The following is a 22,031-nucleotide window of genomic DNA, read 5'->3' on the forward strand; positions in this document are numbered from 1 at the left end:
TTCATTCGCGGGTAGGCGCTGCGGACCATGCTGCAAGTATGCACGTATCTGTCATGAAGGCGCCAAAAACAACGTCGACAATTTTGCACGTCTGCACTACGCCAAGCCAAGTGCCGACACTGGAACGCCGCGAATGGATGCCCTAGCGCACAGCGTCGCCAGTGAATGCGACGTCAACGTCATCATTCCGCTGTACGGCCAGCCCTCACTGTTTTCGGAAGCCGTCGCCTCGGTGCTGCGCCAGGTCGATCCGCCGCCCTTCCGCATCACGGTGGTGCTCGATGGGTGCGTGCATCGGCAGTCGCTCGCCAGCGCGACCGCCTGGGCGCGGGCGCATCCCGGGCGGATCGTGGTGCTGGCGCAGGCCAATGGCGGGGTCGCGGCGGCGCGCAATGCCGGCATCCGCTTCGCGCTCAAGGCCTGGCCGGCGTGCCGGGCGCTGTTCTTCCTCGATGCTGACAACCGGATCGGCCCGCATGTGCTGCGCCGCGCCTTCGATGCGCTGACGGTGGCGCCCCCGGAGGTCGGTTGGGTCTATCCGGATTTCGACCTGTTCGGCATGGGCGGCGCCTGGTCGACCGCGGGCAGTCACCACCTGCTGCAGCACCTGACCGAGAATGTCTGCGATGCCGCCGTGCTGGTGCGGCGCGAGATGGTCGAGGCCGGCGTTGCCTTCGACGACAGCCTGAAGGCGGGCTACGAGGACTGGGACTTCTTCCTGCGTGCCGCCGGCGCGGGTTTCCGCGGCGCCCATCTGCCCGCTGCCGGCTTCGTCTATCGCCGCCGGCCCGAAAGCATGCTGCGCGACGCGCGCCGCAGCGGGGGCGCGCTGTTCTCCGCCCTGCAGGCGCGCCACCCTGGCCTCTATGCGCCGCGCCGCATCCTGGAGCTCGAAGCGCAGGAGGCGCCGCGTTTCGGCATCATCACACCCGCCGGCGGGACCGCCTGCCTCGACCCCGGTGTGCCGTCGGAGCCCGACGCGGCGGCGGGGCTGTTCGACCAGGTGGCGCAGGCGCAGGCCGCGCCGGGGCGGCTGCATGCGCCGGCGATGCTGGTCTTCGCCGCGACCGGCGCGGTCGAGGCACTGCGCGGGGCGGGGCTGCTGCGCGGCGCGCTGGCGCATGCCGAACGGCTGCTGGAGGCGGCTCCGCTGTGCACCCTCACGCTGTATCCGTCGATCGACGGGCTGGTGGGTCTCGAGCCCGACATCCGCCCGGATGTCGCCGCGGCTCAGCTGGTCGTGGTGCGGCGCGACGCGCTGGTGGCCGCGGCGCGCCAGGGGCCCGCACCGGCGCTGCTGGCGCGGCGCGGGCTGGCGGCGTCGATCCCCGGGCCGGTGCCGGTGCCGGGCGGGGCGCTCGACCTGGCGGAGCAGGCGGTGTCCGCGCTGACCGACGCGCTGGCCCGGCTGCCGCGCGAGCGCATATGGAGGCCCGACGGACGCGTGCCGCGCGACCGGGCGGCGCGGCGCGTGGCGCGATCGGCCTTGCGGGCCTGGCCGCTGTTGCCGATCCGCTGCGACCCGGCGCGGCGCGACATCGCCTTCGTCACGCCAGTCTTCGGGCTGGGCGGGGTGGAGCGGGTGCTGGTGTGCCTCGCGGCCGCGCTGCGCGAACGGGGCTGGCGCACGCACCTGGTCGTGACCGGGGCTGAGCGCGTCGACGCGCCGCCGCGCGGCGCCTTCGACAGCCTGGTAATGCTGCCGGGCTTCGACAGCGAACGCCATGGCGGCGGGCGCAACGCCTATGCGGGGGCCGCCACGTCCCTGCTGGGCGAGGACACCGAGGAGGCGGACGCGCTGGCCGGGCTGCTGGCGCCGATGCACGCGGTGCTGACCACACATTCCTTCGCCGGCCATGCGCTGGCGGGGCGGCTGCGGCGGATGGGGGTGCGTACCGCCTGCGGGCTGCACCTGGCCGAGCGCGGGCGCTTCGGCGAACCCATCGGCAACCCCCACAGCGCGCTGGCCTACGAACACGCCTACGACCTGCTTGTGACGCATTCGCGCCAACTCGCGGCCTGGTGCGCGGGGGCGGGAGTGCCGCAGGAGAAGATCCTGGCCTTGTCGAATGCACCTGGCTACGAGGCCGACCCCGTGCGGGTGGCCGCGGCTCGTGTGGCGCGGCAAGCGGGCCTGGGGGGCCGAGCGTTGCGGGCGCTGTTCCTCGGCCGGCTCGACCGGCAGAAGGCGCCGGACCGGTTGCCTGCCATCATCGCCGCGACGCAGGGGATGGTGGAGTGGCGCATCGTGGGGCGCGCTGTGCTCGATGAACCGCCGGTGTTGCCGCTGCCGGTCGAGCCGCCGGTGAGCGAGCCGGCGGCGCTGGATGCGCTCTATGCCTGGGCAGACGTGCTGGTGATGCCATCGCGCTTCGAGGGTGTGCCGCTGACAGTGCTGGAGGCGCAGCGGATGGGCTGTATTCCGGTGGCGACGGATGTGGGGGGGGTGAGCGAGGCGGTGGAGAACGGGCGCGACGGAGTGCTGGTGCCTGACGGGAGCGATTGGGAGGTTGCGCAGGGGATGGCGCAGGTGTTGCTGGGTTTGGCGCGGGATGATGGGGTGCGGTGGCGATTGGCGCAGGGCGCGATGCAGCGGGGGGGCACGAGGCGATGGGAGACGGAGGCGGCCAGGTTTTCTGTTGCACTAAACGTCTCGGAAGTCTTACGTTTTACTTGAATCTTCGATCTGTCTTGTGCTGATAGACTGCAGTGACCGACAGTTGTTTTTGCATTGAACGGTAGTGGAGAGTGCGCGTGGTCAAAAATGATGAAGATTCGGTGCCTGGGGCTTCTGAGGATGGGACTTTGCCGCAAAACTCGGTTAAGGCGCCGATGACCGAGCAGAACGCTGCAAGTGAAGATTTTCCAGTAGAATCTCCTGTCGCCGCGTCAAATATTATAGTCGATGCGTCCCGATTTTCGGCGCCGCGTGTTGCGCTGTTGTGGCAGACGCCTTCTCTTGGTCTCTATTCAAATACAAAGTTCGATACGCTGTATAAGGGGATCGGTCATAACAATGGGAATCTGGCCTTTGTTTATGCAATTGCCAGTCATGTTGCCAATACCAAGGTTTTCATGCCTTGGCACTCAAAGCCCGAGGCGCTGCGCGCGGCCGCTGACCTGTTGGTCATCCCGTGCGCGAACCAACTGGGTGCGCACACCGATTTGGGGGTGATGGCCGACAATCTGGCGGCGGCAGGGGTGCCGATCGTGGCCATAGGTCTTGGAGCGCAGACCAAGGGCTATGGCGAAGACATGCAACTCTCCGAGGGGACGCATCGCTGGGCAGAGACGCTCGCGCGACTCAAGGTCAGCTCCGACGCCAACATCCTGACCCGCGGCGCTTACACTGTAGAGCAATTGAACAAGATCGGGATTGTCGGCGCGCAAAGCGGTGGCTGCCCGTCGCACTTCATCAATCCAGCCAGGGATCTTGGCGCGCGGATCGCGGCAAACTGGAATGGTGGAGATACGATTCGGTCCATAACGGTGGCTGCTGGGCATCAGGCCTGGGGATACATGAGGCCGATCGAGCACCAGCTTATTGCGATGATGATGGACCCTCTGTATCCGGGACAGTACGTTGTGCAGTCGATGTCCGACATGATCAAAATATCCAGGAATGAATTCGCGTCAATTCAAGATGAAATATTGGATAGAATCCGAAATCATACGGTTCCGCATTATTCAAGGGAGGAATTTCTTGGGTGGTGCCGGCGATATGCGCGTTCGTATTACGATATTCCCGCCTGGATGGACTCATTGCGTCAGCATGACCTGACGATTGGTGCGCGCTATCATGGGGTGGCGCTCGCGCTGCAGGCGGAAAAGATGGGCCTGACAATTACCATCGATAGTCGTACGCGTGAGCTATGTGAGAACACCGGCGTGCCTCACGTCAGTCACGAACAACTTACCGGGCCGCTCACACGCCAAGCGCTCAAGAAGCTGGTTGCGTTCAATGCCAAAAAATACGACGCATTCCGACGGAGTATGGCACAGAAATATGTTGCGTTCCTGCAGAATAACTCAGTAGCGCCAGCACCATTCTTGCTCAACCTTGCGCGATAGTGGTGAATTGGTCGGGAGTTGCGCGGCGCTGCTGCTGCGCTTTTCGTTGACGTGGTCTGTATGCTCGATTGGGATCACATCTGACCAGGCGCCGCAGCGTCCAGGCGGTGCGCCATCCCGTTCTGTTCGAGGACGAACCTGAACTTGTCGTAGCGAAGTGTATGCACCTTATTGAATTGACTGAAGTCCGTGTTTCGGACCAATGCCAGGACATCAATGTCCTCGGCTGCTGATAGCTCAATGGACGGAATGCCGTGTGTGTAGGCCAATTCCGTACTCCGTGAATCGTAGCGAACCAGAACGCCGGGAATACCGTTCGCGAGTGCTGGAAGTACACCGTGGACACGGTATCCTATGGCGAAATCCTGTGTCCTTATGAACGCATCATAATCGGCGACCTTCAGAAAGAAGAAAAGCCGGTCCCGATAACACGCCTCCATTCGCGCTTCCGTTTCTGGCGTCCACCATCCTTCTTGACGGAATAGCGCACGCGCGCGGTCCATTCCTGCCTCGTCGCCGTAGAAGAAGGCCTTTTCCTCTGGCTCGCCATGTATCGTGATGCGGGTATCGAATGCACCAACGCATTTGAGCATGAAGTCACGCTGAACCGCGCGGTATTTCTTTACATCGGAGGAATAAGCGCCGTCCGACTCACGTCGGATCGAGAACGCCACCCGCTCTGGATCCTGCGGAGCCGTCAGTCCAAGTTCGCGGCGGCGCGTCCGAAACATCGAGGGACAACCAACGATCTCGACATTATGGATGCCACTCGCAGCCAAAACATCGGCAGTAAACGCCCCGCGGACCCCAATGACTCGGCTGCGTTCGGACACGAGCTTCCAGAACCGCAAGTTCATGCCTTCGAGCTTGTAGACACCCCGGCCATGCGCCTGCGCGCCAACGCCCACGGCATAGACAGGCAGATGAATTTGCTTCAGGACATCAATTGCATTAAGCCAATTCATCTCATTGTGGATGAAATTAGATGCTCGGACGATACAATAATCATAACCATATGATTTGATATGATCAATTTCTTTTTCGTCAATTTTGGATATTGTTAAGGATTTTGCTTCAGAAAACGACAGAATCTTTAGTGTAGAATCAAAAACAACCATGTCTCCTATGTTAAAATACCTATCGATATTCTCACGCTGAGAAAAATGTGGGTACCATCGCACATCGTCATGATTATAGATTTCGCCGGCGGGAGAAATAACCAGAATTCGCGGCGCCTTACTGGTTCCCATGATGATCAATCTCCCCAGGGCTCTTTAACGGGACAGGCCGCCCCAAAGCATGCATCGAGACCTGCAAGAAACGTCTCGCACGCCACGCTATCCCCGAGAGAGCGCACCAGCCGCTCAAACGTCTCCGCCCCCGCCGCCTCCTCCAACACCCGCGCCAAATGATGCGCGGACCCCCGCTTGAAGTGCAGCCCATCCACCCCTGGCCGCACCTTCTCCGCCATGCCCCCGATATCCGAAACCACCAGCGGTGTCCCGGCCCGCTTCGCCTCCTGGATCACGACCGGCGAATTCTCCCACCAGATCGATGGCACCACCACCCAGCCCACCGTCTGCATCAGGTCCAGCACCTCGGCCTGGTCGTACCGGCCGAAGAAGTTGATCGCTGTCCCCGCCTGGTCCAGCGCGGGCACCACCTCGGGGAACATGCGCACCACATCCTCCCGCTCGCAGCCGAACACCGACAAGGACAGCCACGAACTCCCCGCCAGCGCCATCGCGAAGCCACGCACCAGCACATCCAGCCCCTTGAAGGGCGTGGGCTGCCCGAAGAAGGCGAAGCTGCCCGCGAGCGCCGGGTCCGCGGTGCGCCGGCGTGGAAACTGCGCCAGCGCGTCGCCCAGGTAGTTCTCGAGCACCAGGTCCATCGCCGGCCGCAGCCCCCAGTCCCGGAAGCGCTGCTGCACGAAGGCCGACGGGTAGATCACCGCGTCGAAGCGCCGCAACACCCCCAGGAAGGCCGCCCGCCGCAGCACGAAATGCGCCGCCGGCCGCTCCGGGAAGCAGGCCGCGCATTGCGTCGGCGCCGCCGCGCGGCACAGTTCTCGCCCCCGCGTCCGGATCATCTGCCCATGATGCGCGCAGATCGGCAGCATCTCGTGAAGCGTGGCCACGAAGCGCGCATCCGGGCGCGCCTCCATCAGCTCCGCCATTAAGTCCAGCCCGACGCGCCACAGGTGATGCACATGGAACACCTGCACCGGCAGTTCGGCCAGGAAGCCCACCAGCGCGCGCCGGTTCGCGATATCCGCCCAGGACAGCCGGTCCTCCGTCATGCCGGCGATGCTGTACAGATGCTCGCCCGGCGCGTGCGCCACCACCGGCGCATCGAAGCCCGCGAGGTCCGCCGCCGCGACGATCACCGCTTGCCTGCCGGCGGCGCGCAGCGTCAGGAACTCGCGATAGGCCGCGGTCTCGCCTCCGCCCTTCGAGAAATCGGGATGCGCATGCACCAGGATGCACACCGCCTCCGCCGCACGCCGCGCGCCGCCCGCGTCAGGCATCGGCCACCTGCGTGACGAAGGCGGGCGCGGCGCGGCGCCAGAATGCCGCCAGGTGCTCGCCCACCAACTGACCGGCCGCCCCCTCCATCCGCCCGAAGCCGCGGATTCCGCCGGCACCCTGCTGCATCAGGCGTGTGACGCGCTCCATCGCATCCGCGCCTTCGATCCGGCCTGCCACGGCGGCCAAGTGGAGCAGCATCGGCAACCGCGTGCCGGGCAGGTTGCGCGCGAACAGCGCATCCATGCCGTCCTCCAGCACCGCCTCTGCCAGGTCCTGCGCGTCGATCGGCACCAGCGCGCAGCGGCGATAGGTGCCGCGCCGCACCGCCGCGGCAAGGTCGAGGCTGGTGCGCGTGGGCACCTGCCCGCGTTCGAGGAAGATGTCCGCCACCGCCGACGCGGCCTGCCGGGGGCCCAGCACGAGCACCTCGGCCGCGCGCCGCTCGATCTCCGGCGCCGCCAGGAAGGCCAGGCGTGCGGCGAAGGGGTCGTCGATGCCGTGCAGCACCGCGATCCGTGGCGCATCCGCGTCCATCGCAGATTCGGCCGGCCCGGCGGCCGGGGCGAGGGCCTCCAGCCGGTCCTCGAGCAGCAGGCGCAGCCAGGCAAAGCTTTCCATGACGTCCGTGCCGGCGGCCCCGCTGGCCAGGCGCCGCAGCGCGTCGAGGAAGTCGGGCGCCGATTTCTGCGCCGGACGAGTGCGGAACCAGGCATCCCCGCCGGGGCCGCGCAGTTGCACCACCAGTTCGCCCGGCGGCGAGGGCAGGGCGGCCGGAACCGCTGGGCGGCCGTGCAGCAGCAGACCGGTTTCGCCCAGCAGCGGCGCGGTGCCCTCGAGCGGGATCACGCGTCGTCCGCCGGGGCCACCCGCCAGCGCGATGGCATGCAGCGTCGTGCCCGCATCGACCGGCGCAGGCAGTGCGATCGCGACCGCATACTCGCCCGACGGCGTCGCGATGGCATCAAGGCGCAGGAACCCGTGCACGTTGTCCACGGCCGCGGGCAGCAGGGGCAGGCCATCGACCCAGCGGGTGAAGGCGCCGAGCCCGCCCTGGTCGTCGTGCATCAGGCTGCCGAGTTCCGGCAGCAGGGCGGCATGGCGCAGCAATTCGAAGACGACACTCCAGTGGCACTGGCCGAACAGTTCGTGGATCGGCGGGCCGACGCGTTCGCGTGGCAGGGCGATTCCCTGCGCGCTGCCAGCGGCGTCGAGGAACAGCCGCTGAGAGCTCGCCGCCGTGCCGGGGGGCAGCCGTGCGACCATGGCGAAGCCTTGCGCCTGGATCGCTAAGCCGAGCCCGTCGCGAAGGTCGGGCCGGTCATGATGGGATTGCGCGAGTGTCGCAAGCGGCCGCCCATCAAGGCTGACCGAGAGTTCGGGCCGGTCGTCACCACGCGGCCAGCCTACCCAGCCCAGCAGCAGCACGCTGCTGGGTGCGACAACCTGAAGGCCATCAAGTCCGACCAGCACATTGCCGCCGAGGCTGGCCTGCATGAAGGGTCCCGGCTGCTGGGTGATCAAGTCTCATACTCCATGCGTCGGACCGTCAACCTGGGGGTGCTTGGCTAAATCGGCTGTCAACGCAGGGGTGCACGAGGCCTGATCACTCCATGCCGGGAAGTTCGGCAAACCCGCCGGCTACCCGCGCACCAGGCCGGCCGAACGCATCGCCGCGCCGAGTGTCGCGTCGGTGCGCTCCATGTGCTGCGCGAAGCCGGCGGCGTCGCCCCAGACCATGCCGAAACCACGCGCGTTCATGAAGTCCTTGAACTCGTTGCTGTTCCAGATCTTCTGCAGCGCGGCGGTGAGTTGCTGCGCGATCGGCGCAGGCAGGTTGAGCGGCGCGGCGATGCCGCGCCAGGCGCCGACGCTGTAGTTGATGCCCAGCGTCTCGTTCAGCGTGGGCACCTGCGCGAATTGCGGATTGCGCTGCGGGGCCATGATCGCGAGCGAACGCGCACGCCCGGCCTCGATGATGGCGCGCGCCTCGGGCACCGAGCAGGTGACGATGTCGACCCCGCCGGCGGCCAGGTCCTGCATCGCCGGTGCCGCGCCGTTGGAGGGCACCCAGCGCACATGGTCCGCCGCAAGCCCCATCGCGCCCAGCCAGCCGGCCAGCGCCAGGTGCCAGATGCCACCCTGCCCTGTGCCGGACGCCTTGAACTGCCCCGGCCGCGACGCCTTGATCGCATCCGCCAGCGCCTTGATGTCGCGATAGGGCGAGCTGGCGTTCACCTGCACGCCCGGCGGGTCCTCGTTCATCAGCGCGAGCGGCGTGTAGGACGTGCGCTTGAGCTCGGTCAGGCCCTGCCAGTGCATCATGCAGATCTCGACCGTGATCATGCCGATCGTGTAGCCGTCGGGCGCCGCCTGCGCGATCGCGCTGTGGCCCACCACGCCCGACCCGCCGGTCCGGTTCACCACGTTGAAGGGCTGGCCCAGTTCGCGTTCCAGCAGGGAGGCCACGATGCGCGCGGTGGCGTCGGTGCCCCCGCCGGCACCCCAGGGCACGATCAGCTGGACCGGTCGCGCCGGATACCGCGGCTGCGCCAGCGCCGGGCGGACGAAGGGAAGTGTCGCAGCGCCGGCAAGCGCCCCGCGGCGGGTCATCTTGGACATGGTTGGTTGTTTCCTCCTGACGATGCCGCGACGCTATCGCGCGGCTTGCGCCGGCTGCAAGCGCCGCAACGCCCACACGCCGGCCGGCCAGAGCAGCGCGGTGATGGTCAGCACCGCCAGCACCGACGATACCGGGCGTTCGAAGAAGGGCAGGATCTCCCCGTCGGACTTGATGAGGGAGCTGACCAGGTTCTGTTCGACCATGGTGCCCATCACCACGCCGAGCACGAGTGCCGCGACCGGATAGCCGTTGCGTTCCATGATCCAGCCGATCACGCCGAAGGCGGCCACCAGCAGCACCGAGAACAGATTGTTGCCGATCGCGAAGGCGCCGACCGCGCACAGCAGCAGGATCAGCGGCATCGCTGCCGACCGCGGCGCCCGCAACACCTGGCGCGAGGCACGGATCATCATGATGCCGAGCGGGATCATCAGCAGGTTCGCCAGGATGAAGATGATGTACAGCGCGTACATGCTGCTCGCCTTCTCGGTGAACAGCGTGGGGCCGGGGTTCAGCCCCTTCATGTAGAGCACGCCGATGGCGATGGCGGTGATGGTGTCGCCCGGGATCCCGAACAGCAGCGCCGGCACCCAGCCGCCAGCCAGGGCCGAGTTGTTCGCCGCCCCGGATTCCACCAGGCCTTCGGGGTGCCCGGTGCCGAATTTCTCGCGCTCCTTCGAAAAGCGCTTCGAGGTGGCATAGGCGACCCAGGCCGCCATGTCCGCCCCCGCGCCGGGCAGCGCGCCGATCAGCACCCCGATCACGTTGCCGCGCCACATCTGCTTCTGGTAGCGCCGCGTCAGTTCCCATTGCCCGGCCAGGATCGACCCGAAGCGACGGTTGGGGATGGGTGGCGGCGGCGCGCTGTTCATCGCACGCATGATCTCGCTGACCGCAAAGACGCCTACCAGGGCTGGCAGCGCCTCGATCCCGCCGAGCAGGTCGGTGCTGCCGAAGGTGAAGCGCGGCACGCCGCCCGGATTCTCGATGCCCACGCAGGCCACAAGCAGCCCGAGCAGCGCCGCCGCGATCGCCTTGATGGGCGAGGATCGCGCGACCAGCGTCGCGCACATCAGCCCGAGGAAGGACAGCCAGAAGTATTCGTAGGTGGAGAAGGACAGCGCGATCTCGGCGAGTGCCGGCGCCATCACCATCAGGCAGACCGTGCCGACGATGCCCCCGATGGCGCTAAACCACAGCGCGGCACCCAGCGCCAGTTCAGCCTGCCCCTTGCGCGTAAGTGCATAGGCCTCGTCGGTATAGGCGGCGGAGGCGGGCGTACCGGGAATGCGCATCAGCGCGCCCGGGATGTCCCCCGAAAAGATCGCCATGGCCGACGACGTGATGATCGTCGCCATCGCCGCGATCGGCGAGAGGTAGAAAGTCACCGGCACAAGCAGCGCCGTCGCCATGGTCGCGGTGAGTCCCGGCAGCGCGCCGATCACCATGCCGTAGACGGCGGAGGCCAGGACGGCGATGGCGACCTCGGTGGTCGCCACCATGGCGAAGGCGTCGAGGATCGCGTTCATGCCCAGGGCGCCGCCAGGAGACCGTCGGGCAATGGCACGCGCAACAACTTGTAGAACATCAGGTGCACCGCCGGCGGCGCGACCAGCGCCATGCCGAGCGCGAGGCGTGCGGAGGCACCGAGGGCCAGCGCCGTGACGCCCACCATGATCGCCGCAGTCGGCAGGAAGCCGAGCCATTCGACCACGTAGACGTAGGCGATCAGCAAGGCGGGCGGCAGCAGCGCGGCGAGCGGCGCGTAGCGGCCGAGGCGACCGGCCAGGCCGGGCAGGGGTTCGGTGTCGTCGCTCTCCGGTGCCTCGAAGGACCGCCCGATGCCGAGCGCGATCAGCGCTCCGCACAACACGAGTCCCGCGCCGATCACCATGGGGAACACCGCGGGCCCGACATCCTGACCCGGCACGCCCGGCAGGCGCGATCCGCCCCAGAAGGCCAGTGCGCCGAGCAAGACGAGAAAGCCGCCCGTGACCCGATCCGACAGATGCATCTGGTGCTTTCCCCCTGCGCGGACGTTGCCGCGCACGGACGCTAGACCATCGTGCGGCGCGGTGTCAGCGGGCAGCTTGGGGGTTGCGGCCGGAGCGCGGTGGTGTCTAGGCTGCTATAGCAAGCCGGTCCTCGCGAATGCCGGCAGATGAGGAAACGGCACGATGAAGCTTGGCGCAGCCATCGCCGAGATCATGAAGCGTGAGGGTATACAGATCCTCACCGGCTATCCCGTGAATCACCTGATCGAATTCGCCGCGGAGATCGACATCCGCCCGATCATGGTTCGCCAGGAACGCATCGGCCTGCACATGGCGGATGCGATCAGCCGCGTCACCTCGGGGCGTACCATCGGCGCCTTCTGCATGCAGCACGGCCCCGGGTCCGAAAACGCCTATGGCGGCGTGGCGCAGTGCTACGGGGAGAGCATTCCCGTCCTGGTGCTGCCGATGGGCTATCCGCGGCGGCTCGCGCATATCGACCCGAACTTCAATTCTTCCGTGCAGATGCGCGGTATCACCAAATCCGCCGAGCCGATCATGTCGGCGGCCGAGGTACCGAACATCCTGCGCCGCGCTTTCTCGCGCCTGCGCAACGGCCGCGGTGGTCCCGTGCTGGTCGAGATCCCGACCGACATGTGGAATGAGGAGGTGCCGGAACCGCTGGCCTACACGCCTGTCATCGCGACGCGCTACGGCCCGGATCCGGTGGACGTTGCGCGCGCCGCGGATGCGCTGGCGGCGGCGAAGCGACCGGTGATCTATGCCGGTACCGGCGTGCATTGGGCGCGCGCCTGGCCGCAGCTTCGGCAGCTTGCGGAACTGCTGGCCGCACCGGTGACGTCCAGCCTCGGCGGCAAGTCGTCCTTCCCGGAGGACCATCCGCTGGCGCTCGGTTCGGGTGGCCTGGCGATCCCGAAGCCGGTGCGGCACTTCCTCGACAATGCCGACCTGATCCTCGGCATCGGGTGTTCCTTCACCGAGACCAATTTCGGCGTGAAGATGCCCGCGGGGAAGAAGATCATCCACGCGACCCTCGACCCCGACCACCTCAACAAGGATGTCGCCTGCGAGATCGGCCTGGTGGGCGATGCGGGGCTCACGCTCGATGCGCTGCTGGCGGAACTCGCGGGCCGCGTGAAGGCGGCGCGCGACCACGCGCCTGTCGCGGCCGAGATCTCGCAGCACCGCGCCGAATGGCTGGCGGCCTGGGCGCCCAAGACCGACAGCGACGCCGAACCGCTGAACCCCTATCGCGTGCTGCGCGACCTGTGGCGAACGGTCGATGTGGACAACACCATCATCACGCATGATGCCGGTTCGCCGCGCGACCAGCTCTCGCCCTTCTGGGTGGCGCGCACGCCGCTGTCGTATCTGGGGTGGGGCAAGACGACGCAGCTGGGCTATGGGCTGGGCCTCGCGATGGGTGCCAAGCTCGCCGCACCCGACAAGCTCTGCATCAATGTCTGGGGCGATGCCGCGATCGGCTTCACCGGCATGGATTTCGAAACGGCGGTGCGCGAGCGCATCCCGATCCTGTCCATCCTGCTGAACAACTTCTCCATGGCCATCGAGCTGAAGGTCATGCCGGTGAGTACGGAAAAGTTCCGCTCGACTGACATTTCGGGCGACTATGCCGCCATGGCGCGCGCCTTCGGTGGATATGGCGAGCGTGTCACGAAGATCGCCGACATCATCCCGGCCATCCAGCGGGGCATCGAGCAGACGAAGAATGGAACCCCGGCGCTGCTGGAGTTCATCACGTCCAAGGAAACCGCCGTCTCGCGCCTGTAGCGCGACATGGCCACGAGGCGGGGCAGTCAACCCGCCCGGCAGATCAGGGGAGGCTGAATGGCGACGGTCGACATCCGCGACGTGCGGAAGAATTTCGGCACCACGAAGATCCTGCACGGGGTCTCCGTCGCGATCGAGGACGGGCAGTTCGTCGTGCTCGTCGGACCGTCCGGCTGCGGCAAGTCCACGCTGCTGCGCATGCTAGCAGGACTCGAGAACATCACCGGCGGCGAGATTTCCATCGGCGGTCGCGTGGTCAACAACGTCCCGCCCAAGGATCGGGACATCGCGATGGTGTTCCAGAACTACGCGCTCTATCCGCACATGACCGTGTTCCAGAACATGGCCTTCTCCATGAAGCTCGCCGGCGCGCCGAAGGAGCACATGGAGCGCGAGGTGCAGAAGGCGGCGAAGATCCTGGGCCTGGGCGAACTGCTGCATCGTTTCCCGCGCCAGCTTTCGGGCGGGCAGCGCCAGCGTGTGGCCATGGGCCGCGCCATCGTGCGCAACCCGCAGGTGTTTTTGTTCGACGAACCGCTGTCGAACCTCGATGCCAAGCTGCGCGTGCAGATGCGCTCCGAGATCAAGGAACTGCACCAGCGGCTGAAGGTCACGACCGTCTACGTGACGCACGACCAGATCGAGGCCATGACCATGGCCGACCTGATCGTGGTGATGAACCACGGCCGCATCGAGCAGGCCGGCGCACCGCTCGAACTCTATGACCGCCCGGCCAACCTGTTCGTCGCGGGCTTCATCGGCTCGCCGGCGATGAACATGATCGAGGGGCGCATTGACGGCGGCGCCTTCCACGGCCCGGGCGGCGTCGCCTGGCCGCTGCCGCCTGGTGCGCCGGCCTCCGGCGAGGTGATCTACGGCATCCGGCCCGAGCACCTGCGCCTTGATCCCGATGGGCTCGAGGGCGTGGTGAACGTTGTGGAGCCCACCGGTTCCGAGACGCAGGTCGTGATGCATGTGGGGGGCGCGCATCTGCTCGGCGCCTTCCGCGAACGCATCCTGACCCGCCACGGGGAGGTGCTGCGCGTCAGCCCCGAACCGTCGCTCATCCATCTGTTCGACAAGGCCACCGGGCAGCGTCTGTAGAACCCGCGGCCGACAAGAAAGGGAGAGGGAACGACAATGGCGAACATCATCACACGGCGCAGCATCCTCGGGGCCGGCGCGGCCACGCTCGCGCTCGGACAGGAAGCGCTGGCGCAGACGCAGGTGCAGGTCGCCTCTGGCGTCGCCGCGCCGAACCTGCCGATCGAGAACGGCGCGACGCTGCGCATGCTGCGCCCGGTGCGCTTCGTGGCGCCGGACGAGGAAGTGTTCCGCGCCAACTGTGCCCGCTTCACGCAGCAGACCGGCGTGCAGGTGCGCGTCGATTTCGTGGGCTGGGAGGACATCAATCAGCAGACCGCGGTCACGGCCAACACCGGTGCCGGCCCCGACATCATCGTAGGCTTCGGCGACGCGCCGCACATCTACGTCAGCAAGCTGGTCGAACTCAGCGACGTGGCGGAATACCTCGGTCGCAAGTATGGCGGCTGGATGTTCGCCGCCGACAAGCTCGGCAAGCGTCACGGGAGCAACAACTGGATCGGCCTGCCCTTCGGCGGCACGGCCGGGCCGCTCGTGTGGCGTAAGTCGGCGGTCAACCAGGTGGGTTTCCAGACGCCGCCCAACGATCTGCCGGGCTTCCTCGATCTGTGCCGCAAGCTGCGCCAGGCCGGCAAGCCGGCCGGCTTTGCGTTGGGCAATGCGGTGGGCGACGGCAACGGCTTCGCAAACTGGCTGATGTGGTCGCATGGTGCGTCGATCACCGACGAGGCCGGCGGCGTCGCGGTGAACAGCCCGCAGACGCTGGCAGCGCTGAACTACCTGAAGGAGCTGTACGCGACCTTCGTCGATGGCGGCACCATCTCCTGGGGCGACATCTCCAACAACCAGGCCTATGCCGCGAGCAACTGCTGGCTCACCTCGAACGGCGTTTCGCTGTACTTCGCGCTGAAGAACGACCCGGCGACGCGCCCGATCGCCGACGACACCGAACACTCCTTCCTGCCTTTCGGCGCCGCGCCGTCCTGGCCCTCGGCGCCGCTCACGCTGAACGCGATGGTGTTCCGCCACAGCCGCTTCCCCAATGCGGCGAAAGCGCTGCTGGCCTTCCTGATGGAGCAGCCGCAATACGAACCATGGCTGAACGCCAACCTCGGCTACTGGGCGCAGCCGCTGAACGCGTATCGCGATGCCGGGGTCTGGAGCAGCGACCCGAAGATCGCGATCTTCCGCGACACCATGAACAATCGCTTCTGGAACGGCTACAAGGGGCCGATCTCGGAAGCCTCCGGCCAGGCCAACGCGGAATACGTGCTGGTGCAGATGTTCGCCTCGGTCGCGGCCGGCCAGGCCACGCCCGAAGCGGCGATGCGCGAGGCCGATCGCCGCGCGCGGCGCATCTTCCGCCGCTGACGTGACCCGCAGCCGGCGGCGCCGCGCGGCGCCGCCGGCTGCACCAGGGAGGATCGCGCATGTCCGTCACCGCCGAACAACAGGTCTGGGTCCGCCAGGCCCGCGCGCAATCCGCGCTGTCGAAGCTGTTCGACTGGAAGCCCTTCCTGGTCGTGATGTGCATGCTGCCCGCGGTCGGGCTGCTGGCGGTCTTCCTCACCTACCCGCTGGGCCTGGGCATCTGGCTGGCCTTCACCGACACCACGATCGGCCGGTCGGGCCGCTGGGTCGGGCTCGAGAATTTCGAATACATGCTCGAGGACCCGATCTGGTGGAACGCCGTCTTCTTCAGCGTGTTCTACACAGGCGTGGCGACCATCGGGAAATTCGGCCTGGGGCTTTGGCTCGCGCTACTGCTGAACAATCACCTGCCGTTCAAGTCCATGCTGCGGGCGATCATCCTGCTGCCCTGGATCGTGCCGACCGTGCTGACCGCGATCGCCTTCTGGTGGATCTACAACCCGCAATTCTCGATCATCTCCTGGATGTTCATCGAACTCGGGCTGCGCGACACGAACATAGACTTCATCAACACCGCCTGGCCGGCGCGATGGTCGCTGATCGGCGCCAATATCTGGCGCGGCATCCCCTTCGTCGCGATCTCGCTGCTCGCGGGGCTGCAGACCATCTCGCCGTCGCTCTATGAAGCGGCGCTGCTGGATGGGTCCACCGGCTGGCAGCGCTTCCGCTACATCACCTTCCCGATGCTGCTACCGATCCTGGCGATCGTGATGACCTTCAGCATCATCTTCACCTTCACCGACTTCCAGCTGGTCTATGCCATCACGCGCGGCGGGCCGGTGAACTCGACACACCTGCTGGCGACACTCGCGTTCCAGCGCGGTATTCCCGGCGGGCAATTGGGCGAAGGCGCGGCGATCGCCGTGTCGATGATCCCGTTCCTGGTCTTCGCGACGCTGTTTTCCTACTTCGCCCTGGCGCGCCGGAAGTGGCAGCAGGGCGAGTCGAACGACTGAGGGGGCGGCCATGAGCGCGACCACCGAACCGCAGCAGACCAACGCCGCCACCGCCCAGCCGGAGACCATGACCTGGGACAGCCGGTCGCGGCGCATGGTGACGATCTACGTACCGCTGGTGTGCTTCCTGATCATCCTGCTGTTCCCGTTCTATTGGATGACGATCACGGCCTTCAAGCCGAACGCCGAGCTGTACGATTACGGCCGGCACAATCCGTTCTGGATCAGCTCGCCCACACTCGATCACATCCGGCTCCTGCTGTTCGGCACCGCCTATCCGCGCTGGCTGATGACCACCATGATCGTGTCGGTCTGCGCCACCGTGCTGTCGCTGCTGTCGTCCACGCTCGCCGCCTATGCGATCCAGCGGCTGCGCTACAAGGGCAGCCAGTATGTCGGCCTGGCGATCTACCTGGCCTACCTGGTGCCGCCGTCGATCCTGTTCATCCCGCTGGCGACCATGGTGTTCCAGCTCGGGCTGTTCGACAGCCCGATGGCGCTGATCCTGGTCTATCCGACCTTCCTCATCCCGTTCTGCACCTGGCTGCTGATCGGCTACTTCAAGTCGATCCCTTTCGAGCTCGAGGAGTGCGCGCTGATCGATGGTGCGACGCGCCTGCAGATCCTGTGGCAGATCACGCTGCCGCTGGCGGTGCCGGGGCTGATCAGCGCGGGCATCTTCTCCTTCACGCTGTCCTGGAACGAATTCATCTACGCGCTCGCCTTCATCCAGAGCAGCGAGAACAAGACCGTCCCGGTCGCGATCCTGACCGAACTGGTGACCGGCGACGTGTACCAGTGGGGCGCGCTGATGGCGGGCTCGCTGCTGGGCTCGCTGCCGGTCGCGATCTTCTATTCCTTCTTCGTGGACTACTACGTCTCCTCCCTCACCGGCGCGGTGAAGGAATAGGGGCGTCCGCACATCAGGAGAGAGAGCCTTGGCGAAGTACACCATCCTCACGCCCGCGGGCGCGTCCTTCACCACGCAGGGCGGGGGCTACGACTACGAAATGGAGGCGCTGGAAGGCACCGGCGCCGAGATCGTGGAATGCCCGGCGACTGAGGCTGGCTTCATCGCGGCCGCGCCCAACGCCGATGCCGTCTACGCGAAGGGCATGAAGTTCACCGCGGCGATGATCGATGCGCTGACCAAGTGCCGGCACATCGCACTCGGCACCGTGGGCGTGGACTATGTCGATGTCGCAGCGGCGACGGCGAAGGGCATTCCGGTCACCAACTGCCCCGATACCTTCATCGAGGAAGTGGCCGACCACGCGATGATGCTGCTGCTGGCCGCACACCGCCGCTGCATCGAACAGGACCGCATGGTGCGCGAAGGGCGCTGGGCGGAAGGCCGCCCGCAACTGCTGCAGATCCCGCGGCTGATGGGCCAGACGCTGGGCTTCATCGGCTTCGGCCGCGTGGCGCGCGCCACCGCGCGGCGTGCCAAGGCCTTCGGGCTGCACATGAAGGCGTTCGATCCGTATGTGGAGGAACTGACGCTCTCCGCCCTCGGCGTCGAGCCTGCCTCGCTGAGAGAAGTGCTGTCCACCTCCGACTTCGTCTCGATGCACCTGCCCGACACGCCCGAGACGCGCGGCTTCCTCAAGGAACACCACTTCCGCCAGATGAAGAAGACCGCGATCTTCGTCACCACCGGCCGCGGGCCTACGGTGAACGAAGCCGCGCTGATCAAGGCGCTGGAGGAGAAGTGGATCGCCGGCGCCGGCCTCGATGTGTTCGAGATCGAACCCACCAGGCAGGACAACCCACTGCACAGGATGCCGCACATCATCCTCTCGCCGCACAATGCCTCGGCATCCTCACGCTTCGATCCTGCGCGCAAGCGGCGCGTGGGGCAGGAACTGGCGCTGACCATGCAGGGGAAGTGGCCGATGTCCTGCGTCAATCCGACCGTGCTGGAGAAGTCGACGCTGCGGCGCTGGCAGCCCTATTCGATGGAACGCGGGCCCAATTCGTAAGGCGGAGGGGCGCTGCCCCTCCGGACCTCCCCGCCAAGGGCCGAGAGGCCCTTGGATCCCGTCACTTGGCGCCTTGCGCGAAGGGCGAACCGCGCTTAACCGCGGACAGCACCACGCACAAAGGACGCACTCATGGCGGACGTCATCATCGATATCGGCGGCGAGATCTTCGAAGCCGTCTACGAAAGCAAGGACGCGCCCAAGACCGTCGCGCGGTTCTGCGACTTCATCCCCTACAGCAACCGCATCATCCATGTGCGCTGGTCAGGCGAGGCGTGCTGGATCCCGATGGGCGACTACGACCTCGGCCTGTCCTTCGAGAACGCGACGTCCCACCCGGCACCTGGCCACGTCATCGTCTATCCGGGCGGGGTCAGCGAGACCGAAATCCTGATCGCCTATGGCCCGACCGCCTTCGCGTCCAAGGCTGGCCCGCTCGCAGGCAACCATGTTCTGACCATCACGGGTGGACTGGATCGCCTGGCAGTGATCGGCCGGTCGGTGCTGTGGGACGGCGCTAAGCCGATCACCTTTCGCCCGGCGTAATCGGGGCGGCGCAAGGTGGCTGGGGGACCTGGATTCGAACCAAGAATGCCCGAGTCAGAGTCGGGAGTTTTACCGTTAAACTATCCCCCAAGCGGGACCGGCACTGGCCGGGGGCGCGCATGTAGCACCGCTGCCCGGCCTCGGCAACACTGCCTCCTGCCAACCCGGAGTGCCCCATGATGCTCGCCCGCGCCGCCCTCCTTGTCGCGGGCATGCTCGCCGCAGCGCCCGCCCGCGCGCAGGACGCCGCCATCGCCACGCTCACCTGTTCCGAGGCGATGGCCGACGGCGCTGCACTGCCCGGGGCGATCCTGCCGGCCACCCTGGCCGGCCTGGTTGCGCTGCGCGCCGGGCGGACCGAGGTGAACCTTGCCCTCGGCCCCGCCATCCGCGACGCGCTGCGCGAAGGCTGCCGCGACCCCGCCAACGCGCAGGCCCGGCTGGCCGACCTTGCGGCCGCGGTGCCGGTGCCGCAGGACGGACCCACGATCGACCTCGCGACACTGACCTGCGCGACGCTCGCGCCGCGCTGGCGGCAGGAGGCGCGGGCGATCGTGCCGGCGGTCGTGGCCTTCATGGCTGGCGCCGAGGGGCGTGTTGGCCGTGCCGCCTTCGACCGGGTCGGCGAGGGGCTGCCGCGCCAGTGCCGCGACCCGGCCAACCTCGATCGCCGTGTGCTGGAGGTGGCGGCCAGCCTGCCGTGACGCTGCCCCTGCGGGTGGAAACACCTTGCCCGGCGGCCCACATCTCGGGATCATTCATGATCGACCGGCTGCCTGGCCGGTCCGGACCCCGAGATGACCGACCACGCGCCCCAGTTCGCCGCCACCGCATTGCCCGAGACGGCGCCGCCGGCGGCTTCGCGCGTGGAGCACGGGCCGGCGCCCTTCGCGGCACTGGACCTCGGGACCAATAATTGCCGGCTGTTGATGGCGGCCCCGACCTCCTCCGGGTTCCGGGTGGTCGATTCCTTCAGCCGCATCGTGCGGCTCGGCGAGGGGCTCGCGAATACCGGTCGGCTCGCGGAACCGGCGATGGAACGGGCCGCGGCGGCGCTGCGCGCCTGCGCCGACAAGCTGGCGCGCCGCCAGGTGCGGCGGCTGGAAGCGGTGGCGACCGAGGCCTGCCGCCGCGCCGAGAACGGCCCGGCCTTCCTCGCGCGGATCACCGCGGAGACCGGGCTGCGGCTGCGCGTCATCTCGGCGCGCGAGGAAGCCGAGCTCGCGATGGAATCCTGCGCGCCGCTGCTGGAAGCCGGCGACCGGCGCGCCCTGCTGTTCGACATCGGCGGCGGATCGACCGAGATCGCCTGGATCCGCGTGCCGGCGGATGGGGTGCCGGAACTGATCGGCTATGTCTCGCTGCCGCTCGGCGTGGTGACGCTTGCCGAGCGCGCCGGCAACTCCTGCTTCACCGAGCACGGCTTCTTCGAGGTGGTGGACGAGGTGGCCGCCTACCTTGCGCGGTTCGACCAGGTGCACAGGATCGGGCAGGAGATCCGCGCCGGCGGGGTGCGGCTGATGGGCACCTCGGGCACCGTCACCACGCTGGCGGGGGTGGCGATGGCGCTGCCGCGCTACCGGCGGCCATTGGTGGATGGCAAGACGCTGGACTGCGAGGCGGCGGACCTGGCGCTCGGCGACCTGTTCGCGCTGGGGCGCGAAGGGCTGGCGGCGCACCCCTGCGTGGGGCCGGAACGGGTGGAATTCGTCCTGCCAGGCTGCGCGGTCTATGCCGCGATCCGGCGGGTGTGGCCGACGCCGCGGCTGACGGTCGCGGACCGTGGCCTGCGGGAGGGAATGCTGACGCGGATGATCCGTGCGGAGCGGGGCGGGCGGCGGCGGGCGCGGTAGCGTCCGGGTGGTCCGTGCGGGATCCGCCCGGCAATCCGGCCGCGGGCATGGCCGGCTGTCTTGGAAATTTGGGTCGCCTGGTGCGGCTCCGACATCGACCACGGTCGCGTCTGCACCGGAGGCCGCCTGCGATGCCGCGTCGGGGGCGTGCTACATGGCGCGTGACGCCCGTGCGGGCCCGAGGACGATACCCATGGCGAAGACCCCCCCCGGCAGCCGGGGCATGACCACGCGGCTGAAGACCGCCGAGGGGCGTTCCACCGCCTCGCAGCGGTGGCTGACGCGGCAGTTGAACGACCCGTATGTGAAGGCGGCGAAGGAGCGCGGGCTGCGGTCCCGCGCGGCGTTCAAGCTGCTGGAGATGGACGAGAAGCTGCACCTGCTGAAGCCCGGGATGCGGGTGGTGGATTTGGGTGCCGCGCCTGGTGGTTGGACGCAGGTTGCGGTGCAGGCGGTGGGGCCGCGCGGCCAGGTCGTCGCGATCGATATCCTGCCGATGGACCCGGTGGCGGGTGCGACCGTGCTGCAGGGCGACTTCCAGGAGGAGGAGGCCGAGGCCCGCGTGATCGCGGCCATGGGTGGGCGGGCGGACCTGGTGCTGTCGGACATGGCGCCGAACACCACGGGGCATACCTCGACCGACCATCTGCGGATCATGGGGCTGGCGGAGATCGCCCTGGATTTCGCGCAGCGCGTGCTGGCGCCGGGCGGGGCGTTTGCGGCCAAGGTGCTGCAGGGGGGCACGGAGGCGGAGATGCTGGCGGTGCTCAAGCGGGATTTTGTCAGTGTGAAGCACGTGAAGCCGCCGGCGAGCCGGAAGGACAGTGCGGAGATGTATGTGGTGGGGGTGGGGTTTCGGGGGGCTTTAGCGCTTTAGGGCTTTAGGATTTTGGGCCAATCTGCGGCGATTGTATGGTTTCGGACAAATGGACGGAGCTTGCGGGTGCCTCTGCCCGAATGTGGGCGCGCCGCCGGTCTGGATCGGCGCGGCGCTTCGGGAGCGCGGATGCGAATGTCAAAGAACAGTCCCGCCGCCTCTCGCGACGATGAAGAAATTTATCCTATCTCGGCCTGGCGTGAATGTCCAGCAGCCTGACGGCCAGTGCGCTGGTGCCAACGGTCGGGTCGCGG

The 22,031-nt window shown here is 67.2% G+C and carries 17 protein-coding genes, 1 tRNA gene and 2 pseudogenes; 12 read left to right on the forward strand and 8 right to left on the reverse strand.

The window, feature by feature from the left end; all coding sequences use genetic code 11:
- Positions 1 to 133 precede the first annotated feature (133 nt).
- Both MWM08_RS07405 and MWM08_RS07410 read left to right on the forward strand, forming a co-directional pair.
- The gene (locus tag MWM08_RS07405) at positions 134 to 2,677 is read left to right on the forward strand and encodes a glycosyltransferase (RefSeq protein ID WP_244458820.1); all 2,544 of its coding nucleotides are present in this window, start codon (positions 134 to 136) and stop codon (positions 2,675 to 2,677) included.
- Positions 2,678 to 2,832: 155 nt separating this feature from the next.
- Entirely contained in the window at positions 2,833 to 4,071 is a 1,239-nt protein-coding gene (locus tag MWM08_RS07410; RefSeq protein ID WP_244458821.1) for a polysaccharide pyruvyl transferase family protein, read from the forward strand.
- 74 nt (positions 4,072 to 4,145) lie between these two features.
- Here MWM08_RS07410 and MWM08_RS07415 read toward each other — a convergent pair whose 3' ends face one another.
- The 7 genes and pseudogenes from MWM08_RS07415 to MWM08_RS07440 all read right to left on the reverse strand — a co-directional run bounded on the left by MWM08_RS07415 (position 4,146) and on the right by MWM08_RS07440 (position 11,236).
- Positions 4,146 to 5,321 carry a polysaccharide pyruvyl transferase family protein gene (locus MWM08_RS07415; RefSeq protein WP_244458822.1) on the reverse strand — a complete coding sequence of 392 codons (1,176 nt, stop codon included), beginning with the start codon at positions 5,319 to 5,321 and terminating at the stop codon, positions 4,146 to 4,148.
- Between the two features lie 122 nt (positions 5,322 to 5,443).
- Positions 5,444 to 5,965, reverse strand: a pseudogene (locus tag MWM08_RS26495) (glycosyltransferase); the annotation flags it as partial.
- Between the two features lie 15 nt (positions 5,966 to 5,980).
- Positions 5,981 to 6,601, reverse strand: a pseudogene (locus tag MWM08_RS26500) (glycosyltransferase); the annotation flags it as partial.
- Positions 6,594 to 8,123, reverse strand: a complete 1,530-nt coding sequence (locus MWM08_RS07425) for a hypothetical protein (RefSeq protein ID WP_244458824.1) — start codon at positions 8,121 to 8,123, stop codon at positions 6,594 to 6,596. The pseudogene MWM08_RS26500 and the gene MWM08_RS07425, both read right to left, overlap by 8 nt.
- Positions 8,124 to 8,240: 117 nt before the next feature.
- Positions 8,241 to 9,221: a tripartite tricarboxylate transporter substrate binding protein gene (locus MWM08_RS07430; RefSeq protein ID WP_244458825.1), complete on the reverse strand. Its 981-nt coding sequence runs from the start codon at positions 9,219 to 9,221 to the stop codon at positions 8,241 to 8,243.
- Positions 9,222 to 9,254: 33 nt separating this feature from the next.
- Positions 9,255 to 10,751 (reverse strand): tripartite tricarboxylate transporter permease, encoded by a 1,497-nt coding sequence (locus MWM08_RS07435; protein WP_244458826.1) that lies wholly within the window; start codon positions 10,749 to 10,751, stop codon positions 9,255 to 9,257.
- The gene (locus tag MWM08_RS07440) at positions 10,748 to 11,236 is read right to left on the reverse strand and encodes a tripartite tricarboxylate transporter TctB family protein (protein WP_244458827.1); all 489 of its coding nucleotides are present in this window, start codon (positions 11,234 to 11,236) and stop codon (positions 10,748 to 10,750) included. The genes MWM08_RS07435 and MWM08_RS07440 overlap by 4 nt, the downstream gene beginning before the upstream one ends.
- A gap of 163 nt (positions 11,237 to 11,399) precedes the next feature.
- Here MWM08_RS07440 and MWM08_RS07445 point away from each other — a divergent pair, with 163 nt between their 5' ends.
- The 7 genes from MWM08_RS07445 to MWM08_RS07475 all read left to right on the forward strand — a co-directional run bounded on the left by MWM08_RS07445 (position 11,400) and on the right by MWM08_RS07475 (position 19,047).
- On the forward strand, positions 11,400 to 13,028 hold the full coding sequence (locus tag MWM08_RS07445) for a thiamine pyrophosphate-requiring protein (RefSeq protein WP_244458828.1): 1,629 nt from the start codon (positions 11,400 to 11,402) through the stop codon (positions 13,026 to 13,028).
- A gap of 57 nt (positions 13,029 to 13,085) precedes the next feature.
- On the forward strand, positions 13,086 to 14,132 hold the full coding sequence (locus tag MWM08_RS07450) for an ABC transporter ATP-binding protein (RefSeq protein ID WP_244458829.1): 1,047 nt from the start codon (positions 13,086 to 13,088) through the stop codon (positions 14,130 to 14,132).
- 36 nt (positions 14,133 to 14,168) lie between these two features.
- Positions 14,169 to 15,503, forward strand: a complete 1,335-nt coding sequence (locus MWM08_RS07455) for an ABC transporter substrate-binding protein (RefSeq protein WP_244458830.1) — start codon at positions 14,169 to 14,171, stop codon at positions 15,501 to 15,503.
- A 59-nt stretch (positions 15,504 to 15,562) separates the two neighbouring features.
- Positions 15,563 to 16,519 carry a carbohydrate ABC transporter permease gene (locus MWM08_RS07460; protein ID WP_244458831.1) on the forward strand — a complete coding sequence of 319 codons (957 nt, stop codon included), beginning with the start codon at positions 15,563 to 15,565 and terminating at the stop codon, positions 16,517 to 16,519.
- A gap of 10 nt (positions 16,520 to 16,529) precedes the next feature.
- Positions 16,530 to 17,429, forward strand: coding sequence for a carbohydrate ABC transporter permease (locus MWM08_RS07465; protein ID WP_244458832.1), 900 nt, complete (start codon positions 16,530 to 16,532; stop codon positions 17,427 to 17,429).
- Between the two features lie 28 nt (positions 17,430 to 17,457).
- Entirely contained in the window at positions 17,458 to 18,501 is a 1,044-nt protein-coding gene (locus MWM08_RS07470) for a C-terminal binding protein (RefSeq protein WP_244458833.1), read from the forward strand.
- A 132-nt stretch (positions 18,502 to 18,633) separates the two neighbouring features.
- Positions 18,634 to 19,047: a DUF3830 family protein gene (locus MWM08_RS07475; protein ID WP_244458834.1), complete on the forward strand. Its 414-nt coding sequence runs from the start codon at positions 18,634 to 18,636 to the stop codon at positions 19,045 to 19,047.
- Between the two features lie 16 nt (positions 19,048 to 19,063).
- Here the strand turns inward: MWM08_RS07475 and MWM08_RS07480 are convergent.
- Positions 19,064 to 19,137 (reverse strand) — tRNA-Gln (locus MWM08_RS07480).
- Positions 19,138 to 19,223: 86 nt separating this feature from the next.
- Here MWM08_RS07480 and MWM08_RS07485 point away from each other — a divergent pair.
- From MWM08_RS07485 to MWM08_RS07495, 3 genes are all read left to right on the forward strand, one after another.
- Positions 19,224 to 19,751: a hypothetical protein gene (locus MWM08_RS07485; RefSeq protein ID WP_244458835.1), complete on the forward strand. Its 528-nt coding sequence runs from the start codon at positions 19,224 to 19,226 to the stop codon at positions 19,749 to 19,751.
- Between the two features lie 93 nt (positions 19,752 to 19,844).
- The gene (locus MWM08_RS07490) at positions 19,845 to 20,900 is read left to right on the forward strand and encodes a Ppx/GppA phosphatase family protein (RefSeq protein ID WP_341482859.1); all 1,056 of its coding nucleotides are present in this window, start codon (positions 19,845 to 19,847) and stop codon (positions 20,898 to 20,900) included.
- A 193-nt stretch (positions 20,901 to 21,093) separates the two neighbouring features.
- Entirely contained in the window at positions 21,094 to 21,777 is a 684-nt protein-coding gene (locus tag MWM08_RS07495; protein WP_244458836.1) for an RlmE family RNA methyltransferase, read from the forward strand.
- Positions 21,778 to 22,031: the final 254 nt, after the last annotated feature.

This window comes from Roseomonas fluvialis (assembly GCF_022846615.1).
Classification (GTDB): domain Bacteria; phylum Pseudomonadota; class Alphaproteobacteria; order Acetobacterales; family Acetobacteraceae; genus Neoroseomonas; species Neoroseomonas fluvialis.